14 protein-coding genes are annotated in these 14144 nt (G+C 65.5%); 3 read left to right on the top strand and 11 right to left on the bottom strand.

All coding sequences use genetic code 11. The annotated features are described in order from the left end of the window. Positions 1-5: 5 nt before the first annotated feature. Positions 6-1190: a helix-turn-helix transcriptional regulator gene (locus ACSQ1W_RS21205; RefSeq protein ID WP_436046336.1), complete on the bottom strand. Its 1185-nt coding sequence runs from the start codon at positions 1188-1190 to the stop codon at positions 6-8. Positions 1191-1668: 478 nt separating this feature from the next. On the opposite strand from ACSQ1W_RS21205, the gene ACSQ1W_RS21200 reads away from it, so the two are divergent. Then, entirely contained in the window at positions 1669-2448 is a 780-nt protein-coding gene (locus tag ACSQ1W_RS21200) for a hypothetical protein (protein WP_436046335.1), read from the top strand. Positions 2449-2552: 104 nt separating this feature from the next. Beyond that, positions 2553-3011 (top strand): hypothetical protein, encoded by a 459-nt coding sequence (locus ACSQ1W_RS21195; RefSeq protein ID WP_436046334.1) that lies wholly within the window; start codon positions 2553-2555, stop codon positions 3009-3011. Between the two features lie 146 nt (positions 3012-3157). On the opposite strand, the gene ACSQ1W_RS21190 is transcribed toward ACSQ1W_RS21195, so the two are convergent. The 10 genes from ACSQ1W_RS21190 to ACSQ1W_RS21145 form a co-directional block, all read right to left on the bottom strand. After that, a complete protein-coding gene (locus ACSQ1W_RS21190; RefSeq protein ID WP_436046333.1) occupies positions 3158-3823 on the bottom strand; it encodes a DUF4124 domain-containing protein in 666 nt (221 codons plus the stop codon). Between the two features lie 2 nt (positions 3824-3825). Further along, positions 3826-4545 (bottom strand): DUF4124 domain-containing protein, encoded by a 720-nt coding sequence (locus ACSQ1W_RS21185; RefSeq protein ID WP_436046332.1) that lies wholly within the window; start codon positions 4543-4545, stop codon positions 3826-3828. A 60-nt stretch (positions 4546-4605) separates the two neighbouring features. Next, complete coding sequence (locus ACSQ1W_RS21180; RefSeq protein WP_436046331.1) at positions 4606-5169, bottom strand: L-threonylcarbamoyladenylate synthase; 564 nt, start codon at positions 5167-5169, stop codon at positions 4606-4608. Positions 5170-5191: 22 nt separating this feature from the next. Next, positions 5192-7702, bottom strand: coding sequence for a DNA topoisomerase I (locus ACSQ1W_RS21175; protein WP_436046330.1), 2511 nt, complete (start codon positions 7700-7702; stop codon positions 5192-5194). Positions 7703-7911: 209 nt separating this feature from the next. Then, positions 7912-8901, bottom strand: a complete 990-nt coding sequence (locus ACSQ1W_RS21170) for an RDD family protein (RefSeq protein WP_436046328.1) — start codon at positions 8899-8901, stop codon at positions 7912-7914. Next, entirely contained in the window at positions 8898-9791 is an 894-nt protein-coding gene (locus ACSQ1W_RS21165) for an RDD family protein (protein ID WP_436046327.1), read from the bottom strand. Before ACSQ1W_RS21165 ends, ACSQ1W_RS21170 begins: the two co-directional genes overlap by 4 nt. A 51-nt stretch (positions 9792-9842) precedes the next feature. After that, positions 9843-10577: a GYF domain-containing protein gene (locus ACSQ1W_RS21160; RefSeq protein ID WP_436046325.1), complete on the bottom strand. Its 735-nt coding sequence runs from the start codon at positions 10575-10577 to the stop codon at positions 9843-9845. A gap of 26 nt (positions 10578-10603) precedes the next feature. Next, complete coding sequence (locus ACSQ1W_RS21155; protein WP_055937630.1) at positions 10604-11077, bottom strand: DUF494 family protein; 474 nt, start codon at positions 11075-11077, stop codon at positions 10604-10606. Then, positions 11074-12252 carry a DNA-processing protein DprA gene (dprA, locus tag ACSQ1W_RS21150; RefSeq protein WP_436046322.1) on the bottom strand — a complete coding sequence of 393 codons (1179 nt, stop codon included), beginning with the start codon at positions 12250-12252 and terminating at the stop codon, positions 11074-11076. Before dprA ends, ACSQ1W_RS21155 begins: the two co-directional genes overlap by 4 nt. Before the next feature lie 79 nt (positions 12253-12331). Further along, entirely contained in the window at positions 12332-13456 is a 1125-nt protein-coding gene (locus ACSQ1W_RS21145; RefSeq protein ID WP_436046320.1) for a LysM peptidoglycan-binding domain-containing protein, read from the bottom strand. Positions 13457-13588: 132 nt separating this feature from the next. Here ACSQ1W_RS21145 and def point away from each other — a divergent pair, with 132 nt between their 5' ends. Continuing rightward, on the top strand, positions 13589-14101 hold the full coding sequence (gene def, locus ACSQ1W_RS21140; protein ID WP_436046318.1) for a peptide deformylase: 513 nt from the start codon (positions 13589-13591) through the stop codon (positions 14099-14101). Positions 14102-14144 lie beyond the last annotated feature (43 nt).

Here is a 14144-nt window from a genome sequence, read left to right as displayed (position 1 = left end):
GGCTATCAGTAGCTTGTATGGCTGGACACAGTAGTTCGGCGGACAACACGTTCGGCTAGCAGCACCAGTTCAGTCTGCTTGCTGACGCAGGTTTTCTGAAAGGCATGTTGTATGTGTGTGCGGACCGTAGGCAGGGATAGTCGCAGGCGGTGGGCTACTTTTTCGACTGATCCCAACACGACGAGTTGCGCGACCACCAAGGCCTCGCTAGCGGTGAAGCCGAACACCTGCATGAGACGCGCCTCGTCTTCCTGCCCGGCTTCTGCGATATCCAACGGGTTTATGAGTAGACAAACATTGGCGGGGCCGGGCGTCTTCGCATCCGACATTCTCAGGAGCTCGACAGCGTAGCGGACGCCGGGCAACCGGTAGCAGGGCGCATGGAAGGAAGCGCTGCCGGATGCATTGTTGCGTGCTCGGGCCAATGCTTTGAGGAAGCGTTCCTGGGTTGCGGTCGCGGAAAAGGCAAGCATGACCCCTTTTCTTGGTGGGTGCGTGCAGCCGACGGCGCCGATCGCGTGGCGGGCTGCTTCGTTGATTTCGCAGAGCGCCCCATCGCCCGAGATCAAGGAAATCCCCGGCCCGGCGGCATTGAGCAATGCTCGCAATGACGCCGAAGCCTGTCTTTCTTCTTGGAGTATTTTCGACAGGCGGTAGGCAGATCGAAGATGGGGGAGAAGCAGCGGTAGCTGTGCTTTCTCGTTCGCTTGGAAGTGGCCGACGTTGCGTGATCGGTTGACCGACAGCACCGTGACTGATCCCGTAACGCCTCCCTCCAGGAGGAAAGCCACACCGTGCCGTATATCGAGTGGCGACAGGAAGCGCGTGTAGTACGGTATCTGCGATAATTCGCTCTCGGTCACGGCGTCATCGCCATCGCTGAACCCGTATCTCTGAAGGCGGGCCATGCCACGATGGAGCCAGGCATTCTCGCCTTGCCAATGACGCTGGTACTCCATCATCAAGCGGCTCATGTCGTGCGATGTGGCGGGCCCTGATATCTGCACCACGCTCGTTCGCGACTCAACGTCTTCGACGTGCAGGCCCATCATGTGGCAGCCAAGAAGGCTGTTGGCCGCCCCGGCAGCCTCAATGAAAGACGCCCCCTCCGATACGCGCCCATAGAGCGCGCCAAGGGCGTGCTGGTACCGGTCATCGCTAGGAGCTTTGGTCCCGTTGCGCATCGGCATGCCATTCAGATGGTGTCCCCACTCCCGGCAACGGAGGGTGGGTCAGTGGCAGGCCATGGCAGATCATTAAGTTTGATGATGCGTCGAGCCTGGATGGGTCGCACGCTCTTTCATATAGCCCGATACGTCGGCCGTGGGCTGTATTCCCTGGTCTGGGGCGAATGGCATCGCCTGTGGTGAAAGCTTGGGGTATGGCGGGTGGCGAGTGGCGGCTGACGTAGATGCCAAGGTTAGGCTGGCGCATGGGGGCGTTATGAACAAGACACTGGTTGTGCTGCTTTGCGTTGCGAGTCTTCTGCTCCAAGGTTGCTGGACGACCAGTATGGTGAAGAATCCTCGTTACGTTGACTGCGCTTCTCACCACGACAGGGGCCGAACCGGTAGCACGGGCGAGCACTATGTGACTGCCGTCAGTGCGAACAACCGGAGTTGCTTTGGTGCGGAAGGTGGGAGGCTGTCTCAAGCCAAAGAGCAGGCAATGAAGAATTGCAAGAACAGTGGCAGCAAGGACTGCATTGTCTTCGCGGAGAACGGAAGAATCGTGCTCGCTGCGACGGTCAAGGACCGCGACGTGGATTGGGATGGGACGTTTACGCTGTTGACGCTCGGGATGGCGGGGTATGTCGGATATGAGGGCGCCAAGAGCGGGGTTTTGGCTCCGACGACGCCTATCCCGACGTACACCGCGCCTACGACTGCCAGCAAAAGGAACTCGAAGACCTGCGATGGATATCCATTGCAAACCTTTGGATCGGGGCCAGAGGGATACACATGCAGGTGCACATATGGCGCAGGAGACTCAACTCCGGGCTGGTGGGCGGTCAGGCCTGGTAATCCCTCAGGGGGTGTCATTGCCTGTGCCGCACCAAGTGCATCTTTTGCCAGTAATGATGGCTTTAGGCAGGAGCTTCTTCAGGATTTCAACATCAAATCCGCAGGATCGGGGCAGGTTGAGGTTTGCATATGGGATCACGAGTGTGAGGATGGAGATATTCTTTCTGTGGGTGTCAATGGGCAGATATTCACCGCTGAATTATTGAATAGAAAGCAGTGTAGAAGCATGAATATCAATTTCGGCAGGAATTCCATTGTTGCAACTGCCGTGAACGGGAGTGGCCACAAAGGTAATTGCAGTTATGCCAATGCCAACACGGGGTCAATATCCGTAAGAGCCACAGATACGAATAGTTCGTCAACGAGAACCTATTCCGTGAGAGGCGGAGCCGGAACATCTGCAAGCATAATTGTCACGAGATGACCGGATTTCACTGTTTGCTTTTACTGGTCTAGGGGGAATGTGCAATGAGAGTAACAGCGCTCTGCCTGTTCCTAATTTTTGCCATGTCCGTAAGTGGCGGAGCCATGGCACGCTGCGATTGCAGCAGCAATGGCTGGATTTCTGGTTGCACCGCGACGATCAAGCCGGATCGCGAGGGAGTGCTGATCACCTCGTCAAGCACGCAGTGCTCTCGCGTCGACTGGTATCTCGGCGGCTCCCCGCAAGTCTCGGTATTCTGGGGTGGCAAGGAATGGGAATCCGTTGCCAGGTTCTCCGGACAGCAGTCCATTTCCGTGGAATCATGTCGCGTCTGCAAGGACGAGAAGGCGAACGACGCCGCGGCGCGTAAGCCGAGGCAACTCTTTCCCGATGAAGGCAGGGGAGGGGCCGCCAGTGCCAGTTGCGACGCCTTTCTGGCACGCATGGCAGAGATCGGAAAGAATGTGGACGTACAGAATGCCGAAGCCAGCATGCGTGCGATGACGGCGCTATGCGGAAGCGTGGAGGCCTGCATGCAGCGCATCCAAGCCTGTTCCGAGTGAGTGCGATAGGTTCGGGGTGAACGAAGTTAACCCGGGCATCGCATTTTGTCCGACATCCCAGCGTTGGCGTTCACAAGCTCACACCAACCTATGGCTCTGTGTCGGGCGAGCAGGCCCACACGGATATCGGGCAGCTTGAACGACTGTTACAGCCCGCAGCTGCTCTCGGCGACGATGCGCGCGACGCGCTCGTAGTCGGCGCGGTTCTTCTCGGCATTCTCGGGGCGCGCGAAGCGGAAGGCGACTTCGGTTTCGTCGCGGCGCTTCTGCCAGGCCTCGCACAGCGCACCATCGGGCACGCGTGCGCAGATGTCGCGCACCACTTCGCAGGCCTGGCCGGCGCCGGACTGCGGGTTGCCATCCAGCCCGATGGTCTGCAGCGTGACGCAGCGGGATGCCGGTTCGGGATCTTCGGTGACGTAGCGCCCCTTGTCGTAGGTCGTGCACTGGAACATGACGGGAGGCGGCAGGCGTCGGGTGTTGCTGGTCGGCGATGCAGGCGGTGTGGCGATCTCCGGGGTGGTCGGCGGTTCCGCGGAGGTCGTCGCGGGTGCGGGCGCAGCAGGTGCGAGGGCAGGCGTCGCCGCGGTGCCCGACTGGCCCGGTGCCATCGGCACGGTGTTCACGCCCTGCATGGTGCGGGCTTCCTGTTTCATGCCCTTGGGGCATGGCGAGTTCTGCAGCGTCAGGGCGCCACTGGCATCGGTGCAGCGGTAGATGGTGATTTCGGCGGCTGTCGCCGTGTCGATGCCGGCACTGCCGCACGCCAGGGCGAGCAGCAGACATGCCAAGGGACGTGGAAAGGCGCTCATCATTACCTGCAATCGTTGGACATGCGCGCATCGATGCCGCGCTGTTCCAAGTCTAGCGTGCGGCGCTCGCTGGGCAGCGCCGCGCCATAGCGGCGAAGGATTTCGTAACGGCGGTCGGACAGGCGGGCACAGACTTCCTGTTGCGGAAGCGGATGGCAGGTGTCGCGCACCCAGGCGCCGCCAGGAACGAAGACCGGGCGGGGACCAGGATGATGGCCGCCACCACCGGGAGGTCGTGGCGGAGGGCGATCGCCGCTGTGGAAGGAGAGGTTGCCGTTGCCGATCGACACGTTGCCCGACACGCTGCCGCCGCTGCGCGGGTATACCGGATAGCCGGAATAGACGCCGCCATACGGCATCCAGCGCGGATTGCCGTCATCGTTGTCGCTGGTATAGGTCTGGCCCTCGGGGGTGGTGCATTCGTACATCGGCTTCGGCGGCGTGAGGTAGACCACGCGCGTCGCCGGCGCTGGGGGCGGGGCCTGTTGCGGCACGGGGGCGGGCGTGTTGGCGGCCGCACGCGGCGGTGGATCCTGCGGCCGCTGCATCGCGCGGACTTCCTGCTTCTCGCCTTTCAGGCAGGGCGAATCGCGCAAGGCCACGGTGCCGTTGGCCGCGACGCAGCGGTAGATGGTGACCTGGGTGCCCGCCGGCGCCTGCGCGTGCGCGCCGGACGGCAAGGCGGTCAGCAGGACCAGCAGGGGCAGGACGACACGGGGCATGTCCCCATGGTGCGCGCCGGGGCAGGGGATGGGAAGGTGAAAGCGCGGCCCGTATGGCCGTCAGTCACGCAGCGATTGGCCGGTCAGCGCATCGCGGATGGCGGTGGGGCGCTCCAGGCCGCCGGTAGCACCCGGTACCACGGCGTCCACGCGCGCCAGCAGGGCGCGATCCAGCGCCGCCTGCTCGCTGACCGGGGGCTGGCCGCTGAGGTTGGCACTCGTGGACACCAGCGCGCCGCCATAGGCCTGGCACAGACCGGTCACGACCGGATGCTGGCTGACGCGCACGGCGATGCCGCGGTGCGCACCGGTGACCCAGCGCGGTGCCTGCGCGGTGGCGGGCATGATCCAGGTATGCGGACCGGGCCAGCTGGACAGCACCTCGGCCAGGCGGTCGGTCGGCACGGCGGCCACGTCGATCAGCGGCTTGAGCTGCTCCAGCGTGGCGGCGATCAGGATCAGGCCCTTCTCGACCGGGCGCTGCTTGATCGCCAGCAGGCGCAGCACGGCGCCTTCATCGAACGGATCGCAGCCCAGTCCCCACACGGCCTCGGTGGGGTAGGCGACCACGCCGCCGCTGCGGATCACTTCCGCCGCTTCCTCGATGGTCCTTTCGATCGGCATGGCCCGGGTCCTTCGAGCGGTGTCAGAACGGCGCGTCGTCGTCGGCCGCAGGCTTGCCGGCCTTCTTCACCGTGGTCTTCTTGGTCGCAGTCTTCTTTGTTGCGGTTTTCTTCGCCGCCGTCTTCTTGGTCGCCTTCTTCGCGGCCTTCTTGGCTGGCGCTTTCTTGGCCGCTTCCTTCTTCGGCGCGGCTTCCTTCTTCACCGCGGCCTTCTTGGTCGCTGCCTTCTTGCCGAAGCCCTTGCGCACCGGCTTGCCGGTTTCCTCCAGCAGCTTCTGCACTTCCTCGAACGTCAGCGAGGCGGGCTCGCGGTCCTTGGGGATCTTGCCGTTGAGCTTGCCGTCGCTGATGTACGGGCCGAAGCGGCCGTTGAGCACCTGGATATCGCTGCCGTCGAATTCCTTGATGATGCGGTTGCGCGCGATCTCTTCCTTCTCTTCGATCAGGAACACCGCGCGCGCCAGGTCGATCGTGTACGGATCGTCTTCCTTCTTCAGCGAGGCATAGGTGCTGCCGCGCTTGGCGAACGGACCGAAGCGGCCGATACCGACGCTCACTTCCTGGTCCTTGTCCTGGCCGAGCTTGCGCGGCAGCTTGAACAGCTCCAGCGCGTCTTCCAGGCTGATGGTGTGCATCGACTGGCCGGGACGCAGCGAGGCGAACTCCAGCTTCTCGTCGGTGTCCTTGTCGCCGATCTGCGCATACGGCCCGTAGCGGCCCAGGCGCACGCTGACCGGCTTGCCGGACTTGGGATCGGTGCCGAGTTCGCGCGCGCCGGTGGCTTCGCTGCGATCAACCGTCTCGGCCTTCTCGTCCACCAGTTCCTTGAACGGGCCCCAGAACTTCTCCATCAACGGCACCCACTCCTCCTCGCCGCGGGAGACGGCGTCGAGCTCGTCCTCCAGCTTGGCGGTGAAGTCGTAGTCGACGTACTGGGTGAAGTGGCCGGACAGGAACTTGCTGACCGCGCGGCCGACATCGCTGGGCTTGAACGCGCGGCCTTCCATTTCCACGTATTTGCGGAAGATCAGCGTCTGGATGATCGAGGCGTAGGTGGAGGGACGGCCGATGCCGTACTCCTCCAGCGCCTTCACCAGCGCCGCTTCGGTGAAGCGCGGCGGCGGCTGGGTGAAATGCTGGTCGGCGTGGATGCGGTCCAGCGGAACGGTGTCGCCGGGCTTCATCGGCGGCAGCTTGCGGCCTTCGTCGTCGTCCTCGGCGGCCTTCTGGTCCTTGCCTTCCTCGTAGACGGCCAGGAAGCCCGGGTCGACCACGGTGGTGCCGCTGGCGCGGAAGCTGTGCTGGCTGCCGGCGGCGAGGTCGACGCTGACGGTGTTCAGCGTGGCCGGCACCATCTGGCAGGCGACGGCGCGCTTCCAGATGAGGTCGTAGAGCTTGCGCTCATCGTCGCTCAGGTACTTGGCCACCTGCGCCGGGGTGCGCAGCGCACTGGTCGGGCGCACGGCTTCGTGCGCTTCCTGCGCGTTCTTCGACTTGGTGACGTAGACGTTCGGCTTGTCCGGCAGCGCCTGGGTGCCGTAGTCGCGCGCGATGACGTCGCGGATCTCGGCCAGCGCGTCCTGCGACAGCGTCACCGAGTCGGTACGCATGTAGCTGATCAGGCCGACGGTGCCCTCGTCGCCGATGGCGACGCCCTCGTACAGCTTCTGCGCGACCTGCATGGTCTTGCGGGTGGTGAAGCCGAGCTTGCGCGAGGCTTCCTGCTGCAGCGTCGAAGTGGTGAACGGCGGCGCGGGACGGCGCTTGCGTTCCTTGCTGGTCACGTCGGTGACGTGCAGCGTGCCCTGTGCGGCCTGCTGGATGCGCAGGCGCGCGGCTTCGGCGGTATCGCCGTCGGTGACGGTGAACTGTTCGAACTTCTGCCCGTCCAGCTTGGTGAGCTTGGCGGTGAACGCCTGGCGCGGATGCGCGCACTCGGCCTCGATGCTCCAGTACTCGCGGGCGATGAAGGCTTCGATCTCCTCCTCGCGCTCGACGATCATGCGCAGCGCCGGCGACTGCACGCGGCCGGCGGACAGGCCGCGCTGCACCTTGCGCCACAGCACCGGCGACAGGTTGAAGCCGACCAGGTAGTCCAGCGCGCGGCGCGCCTGCTGCGCATCGACCAGGTCGTCGGCGATCTGCCGCGGCTGGCCCATGGCTTCCTTGATGGCGCGTGGGGTGATTTCGGTGAACACCACGCGGTGCAGCGGCTTGTCCTTGAGCAGGCCACGTTCCTTGAGGATCTCCGCGATGTGCCAGCTGATCGCCTCGCCTTCGCGGTCCGGGTCGGTCGCCAGGAAGATGTCGTCGGCGCCCTTGGCGGCCTTGGCGATCGCATCGACGTGCTTTTCGTTCTTCTCGATCAGGTCGTACCGCATCGCGAACCCGTTGGCCGGGTCCACCGCCCCTTCCTTCGGCACTAGGTCACGGACGTGGCCGTAGGACGCGAGGACGGTGAAGTCCTTGCCGAGGTATTTGTTGATCGTCTTGGCCTTGGCGGGCGACTCGACGATGAGCAGGTGCTTGGGCATGTCAGGGATTCAGGGGAGTTCGGGTGGGCCGGCAGGGTCGGCTAGGGTGCCCCGGACGCGGGCGCCAGAGAAGCGGACGCCCGGGGCGGGGGCCCCGGGCGTTCAGTTTTCCTTTTTATAGTGGTGTCACGGCCGGGCCCGGCCTGTCAAGCCGCGGCGGGCGGCCAGACGCCAGGGCCGCGACCCCGGTCACGCCCCGGCAGGCCGTCTCAGCGGCCCATCGATGCCAGGGCGAAGCCGGCCAGTACTGCCAGGACCAAGACGCCGGCCACCATCAGGCCACCCACCACCAGGACGACCACGGTCACGGTCCCCAGTTCGTCGCGCTGGCGCTCCGGTTGCGACGTGAAGGCCCACTTGTCGACCACCAGCGTGTCGCACATGAAGTCGTGCAGGCCCTGCTTGCGGCCGGTGAAGGCGGCCATGAGCAGGCCGATGCAGAGCAGCATGGCGCTCAGCAGGTAGGCCCAGTAGCGGCCGAAGCCGCGCAGGAAGCTGATCTTTTCGCCGTCCGCACGCACTACCTTGATGCCGATCGCCAGCTTGCCGGGAGTGGCCAGCAGGCCAGCACTGGAGTGAAACCATGCGAACACCAGGGCGCTCAGCACCCAGGACAGGACGGTTTCGCCGGGATTGAACTGATTGCTCGCCATCAGGTCGCCGCTGAAGCTGCTTCCCCAGCCGAGCAGGCCGCCGACGATCGCCACGATGATGGCGACCGGAAGGCCGATGGCGAAGCCATCGATGAGGCTGGCTGCCACCCGCTTCCAGAAGCCCGCGTAGACCACGTGCCCTTCGTGTACCGCAGCGGCGTAGGCATGGGCGCCGATATCCGCGCGCGGCGCCGCGTAGGGCGAATGTCCGGTCGCGAGCGTGGGTTCCGGACGCACGACCGTGTCAGCGGACAGATAGGTGGGCTCGCTTGCCGTGAACACCGCGCGGCCGGTGAGCGGGCGCTCGGTTTCCAGCGTCGCCGCGGCGGGAGCCTCGATCGCGTCGGGCACGGGCGGCGGTGGCGGCGTCATGTCCAGACGCAGCTCCGGTGCCACGTTGATCAGCGCCGTCCATTCCTGCATGCCTTCGCGCCAGACCAGCGAGGTCCGGCCGAGCGTGCCGTCGCGGAACAGGTCGCCCACCACGCGGGGATCGACCGGACCATGGCGCTGTTGCTGCGCATCCACGTAATACCACTGCGTCATGACATTCCCTTCATCATCATCGCGCCCATGAAGCCGTAGATCGCCAGGCTGCCGAGGATCATCAGCGCGGCCAGGACCAGGATCACGATGGTCACCACGCCCAGTTCGTCGCGCTGGCGTTCCGGGAACGCAGTGAAGGCCCATTTGTCGACCACCAGCGTGTCGCAGATCATGTCGTGCAGCGCCTGCTTGCGCTCGGTGAACGCGACCATCAGGCCGGAGATCAGTACGCCCAGGCCGCAGGTGACCATGCTGAAGACCAGATACGCCAGCGAGCGCAGGAAGCCGCGCCAGAAGCTGGTGCGCTGGCCGTCAGTGCGGACCACCTTGATGCCGACCGCCAGCTTACCCAGGCTGGCCTGCAGTGAGGACGACTGCATCCAGCCGAAGTAGATGCAGGGCGCGAGGAACAGGATCGGATAGATCGCGAGCATCGAGGCGATGCCAGCCCCGGCAGCGAACGGATTGTCGGAGCCGCCGGCCCCCATCACGCCGACGCCGATGAGCATCAGCGGGATCATCAGCGCATAGCTGATGATGGTGGTGACGATGCTGTCGATGAAGCTGGCGGCGAAGCGCTTCCACAAGCCCGCGTGCACGATGTGGCCGCCAGCGATGACGGGCTGCAACGCGGCCAGGTCGGCGGTCGGCGGCGTATACGGCGCATCCGCCGCCGGCACCGCGGCGTCCGCGATGGGGGCGGCCGGTGCGTCGAGCTGCAGGTTGAGTTCCGCCGCGACCGTGGACAACGGCTGCCACTCCTGCAGGCCGTCGCGCCACACCAGCGATGCCGCGTGCAGGCGCGCGTGGCGCACGTGGCTTTCCAGTTCCTCGGCCGAGAACGGCCCCTGCCGATGCCCACCGGCGTCGGCGTAGTACCACTGCGTCATTGCATCATTCCCCGATGAAAAGCGTGGCCCGCGTCGCCACGCTGACGTTGTTCAGCCGCGGCAGTCCAGCGGCAGCCACTTGTCTGGGATCTCCGACGAGCACTGCCATTGGCTGTGCTCGCTGCCCAGATCCCACCACAGTTTGCCGCCATCGATCTCGGTGTTGCCGGTGTTGCGGAATTCCAGCTCGAAGCCGCAGGTGCCATCGTCGAACTCGCCGACGGTCGCGCGCGTGATGTAGGTGCTGGCGTAGCTCTCCGGCGTACCGATGCCGTCCTCGCCATTGCCAGGGCAACGCCCACCGCCGACGCGGACGGCCTCCACGTGCTGCTTGAGCGTCTGGCTCTCGGCGATGGCCTGCGTCACTTTGGCGCGCATCGTGTAGTCGTTGTACGCGGGAATCGAGATCGCGGCGAGGATCGCGCCGATGCCCAGGCAGGGCACCAGCAGCACAGCGATAACGATCAGCGCGATCTTGCCGCCCGACATGCGCGGCTTGGGTGCAGGCGCCACGGGGGTACGCAAAAGACGGTCGTGCGGCGAGGTGCCGGCGGGCGCGGAGGGCGTAGGCGGCACCGGGGGCGGCGTGATGGTCGCTTCCGCAGGGGAGGGATTCAGGCCGAGCTCGTCGGCGAAATCGCGCAGTGGCTGCCATTGCGACATGCCGTCGCGCCAGACCAGGCTGTCCAGCGCGACGCGTCCGTAACGGAAGTGGGTGACCAGTTCATCCGACGAGACCGGACCGTGCTGCTCACGGTTCCGGTCGGCGTAATACCAACCCGACATGCTTCCCCCTGAAGCGGATCAACGCCTCAGTGTACCGGCTCGGGCTCGTCGGCAAACATCTGGGTTTCCATCCACGCGTAGGCGGCTTCGGAACCCGGCTGGTTGAACAGCACCATCAGCACGACCCACTTCAGGTCGTCCAGGTCCAGCTCGTCCTGGTCCAGCGCCATGGCGCGGTCCAGCACCAGCTCGCGCTGGTCCGCGTCGAGGACGCCATGCTGTTCCAGGAACAGCAGGAAGCCGCGGCAGTCGACGTCCAGCTTCTCGAGTTCCGGACCGTGGAAGACGCGGGTCGGGCCACCGACGCGCGGCGTGGATGCCGCGGGCCGCTGGTCGGCGAGCGCGTCGAGCCAGTCGAAGGCCTTGCTGATCTCGGTGGGGCTGAAGCCGGCCTGGATCAGGCCGTTCTGGAGAGAGTCGCGGTCGCGGACGGGGTCCGCATCTTCGGTGAAGTAGTGTTCGAACAGGTACAGCAGTACATCCAGGATGCTCTCTTTCATTGCCCCTCGGCCTGCGTCAACGACGCTGTGGAGGTGAAGAAACCGGTCTTTCTCTGGTATCGGCCGTGTTCCGCCGTTACTAAGCCATCCAGTTCCATGACCAGCAGCATGGAGGACAGTTCTGCGGCCGTCAATCCGGTCCGTGAGACGAGCTGATCCATACCTGTTGGGTCATGACCGAGTGCGTCCCACAATCGCTGGTAGTCGGCATCCAGACGCAGGGGCGTCTCTCCCGGGCCTGCGATCACCCCCGATTCAGCCTCGCCAAGCCGGGCACGCAGGGCGTCGGCGAGGTCCGCCGCCAAGTGGACGAGGGCATCGACGACTTCACGGGGGTCTTCGACGAGGGCGGCGCCGTCGCGGATCAGCCGATGGCAGCCACGGGCCTTGGGGTTGTGGATCGAGCCGGGAACGGCAAAGACCTCGCGTCCGGCTTCACCGGCTTGTCGGGCGGTAATCAGCGCCCCGGATTGTTCGGCCGCCTCGATGACCAGCGTGCCCAGCGCCAGCCCGGCGAGGATCCGGTTGCGGGCCGGGAAGTGGCTGCGCACCGCGGGCGTACCGGGAGGATGCTCGCTGACCACGGCGCCCTGCATGGCCAGCCGGTCGCGGAGGCGGTCGTGGGTGGGCGGATAGGCGATGTCGGGACCCGTGCCGACCACCGCCACCGTCGTGCCGCTGCCCGCTGCCAGTGCGGCTTCGTGTGCTGCCGCATCGATACCCCGTGCCATGCCGCTGACCACGACGATCCCTGCCGAAGCGAGCGCGCGCGCGAAGTAGTGGGCATTGTCGCGGCCGCCGCTGGTCGGGCTGCGGCTGCCAACGATGGCGACCGCGGGGCGCCAGAGCAGGGTGGGGTCGCCATCGACGAACAGCGCGAGCGGTGGGCTGGACATCGCGCGCAACTGGGCGGGGTAGTCCGCATCCTGCCAGCCCAGCAGATGGTGGCCGGAGACCTGCAGCCAATGCTGCGTACGAGCAAGTGCAGGGTGGATGTCGTCGCCCTGCAGGCGCGCTGTCTGGGCCGCGTCCAGTCCTTCCTCCCGCCATGCGCGCGCACCCGCCGCGACCGCGGCGGCAGGCGATCGCCACCGCTCCAGCAGGCGGCGGCGGGGCAGGACGGGGCCGCCGGCCAGGACCAGCCGGGCCAGGGCCATCGTGTCTTCGTTGGGCATGCGGGCCAGCGTAGGCCCGGAACGACGACGGCGCCCTCGGGCGCCGTCGCGGTGTTGCGTAGGACTTGCCTGACCCGCGTCAGTACGTCGCGTCGGGGTGCTTCAGCTCGTAGCCGACACGCGTGACGTCCACGCCTTCCATCACCAGCGCGTAGCTGACCTTGTCGAACGTGCGGAACACCATCGCATGGCTGGCGTACTCGTCCGGCAGGCTCACGCGACCGGCACCCGACTTCGTCGACTCGCTGATGCGTGAGGATTCCGGATGCGCCATGCGGTTGGCGGTGTGGTTGCCGTTGCGCCAGATAGAGAACACCGTGCCGTTGTCCACGCCATCCAGGCGGCCGCCGGAAATGGCGATCACGTCGCGGGTGCCTCCGGAGGTGAGGGCATCAGCCACCGCCAGCACACGCAGCTTGCCGGCCGGATCGGCGGCGGGCGGGTGCGGGAAGAAGTGCAGATCGTAGGGCTGGGCATCGACCGGGATCAGTCGATCGCCGACGCGCACTTCATGGCCGCCGATATCGGCCACCAGCGTGCTGACTTCGGTGCCCGGCACGACGCCGCGGGTGAAGGTCGCCACGTTGACCTTGGCAAGTTCGTAGCCCAGGAAAGCACCCTTGCCTGTCTGCTCGACGATGTCCTTCCACTGGTCCACTTCGCCGCGGATGGACTTGCCGCGGAAATCCAGGTCCTGGGCGCGCGGGTTGTCGGTGAACCGGGCGGTGGGACGCACGACCAGGAAGCGCTGGCCGGCCTGCGCGCCATCGAGGCCACGCACGTAGATGTTGTGGCCACCGGAACCGCGCAGGCGGTCCTCTTCCAGCGCTGCCACATGCGGCAGGTGGTCGAAGCTGTCGACGATGCGGCGATCCTTCAGGTAGGCCTCGATGTCGGACAGCGGAATGGCATTGAGCGGCGCTTCCTGGCGCGGACCCGGCTGCACCGCGACGCGGTCCAGGTAGGCCAGGCTGATGACGTCGCCCGGATAGATCAGGTGCGGGTTCTGGATCTGCGGGTTGGCCTGCCAGATCTCCGGCCACAGCCACGGCTTCTTGAGGAAGCGGGCCGAGATGTCCCACAGCGTGTCGCCACGCTTGACCACGTAGGTATCAGGATGGCGTTCCGCCATCTCGGCGGCAGCCGCATAGGTGCCGACGGTCAGCACCGCAACGGCGAAAACCGTACGAAAACATTTAAACATGGCGGTATCTACCTGATTCCCCGACAGGTGGTCAGCACTATAGTCCAGAAAACCCGGCGCAACGCAAGCGCCCGCGTTAGAATTCGTGAGGCCTTGCCGGATTCCACTGGCGCCCCCATACCGAGACGTACCATGGCCCTGCTCCCCATCCTCGAATTCCCCGATCCGCGCCTGCGCACGAAGGCGGCAGCGGTCGACGCCGGACATGTGACGACGCCCGCATTCCAGCGCCTGCTCGACGACATGTTCGAGACCATGTACGACGCGCCCGGCATCGGCCTGGCCGCCAGCCAGGTGGACGTGCACCAGCGCTTCATGGTCATCGACATCAGCGAAGAGAAGAACCAGCCGCAGGTCTTCATCAACCCCGAACTGAGCGACAAGCTGGGCGAACAGGTCTACCAGGAAGGCTGCCTGTCGGTGCCCGGCATCTTCGCGGACGTTACCCGCGCCGACGAGATCACCGTAAGTTTTCTTGACCGCCAGGGCCAACCGCAGGAGCTGCGTGCCGACGGCCTGCTGGCGGTGTGCATCCAGCACGAGATGGACCACCTGGATGGCAAGTTGTTCGTCGACTACCTCTCGCCGCTGAAGCGCGAGATGGTGCGCAAGAAGCTGGCCAAGCAGCGCAAGCACGTCGCCTGACGTGCACCTGCGGCGGGATCGGGTGACCGGGGTGTCCCCGCCC

The sequence above is a fragment of the Pseudoxanthomonas sp. LjRoot143 genome, assembly GCF_964252945.1.
Lineage (GTDB): Bacteria > Pseudomonadota > Gammaproteobacteria > Xanthomonadales > Xanthomonadaceae > Pseudoxanthomonas_A.
Note: the sequence above shows the minus strand (reverse complement) of the source record. Positions and strands in the feature narration are given on the sequence as shown.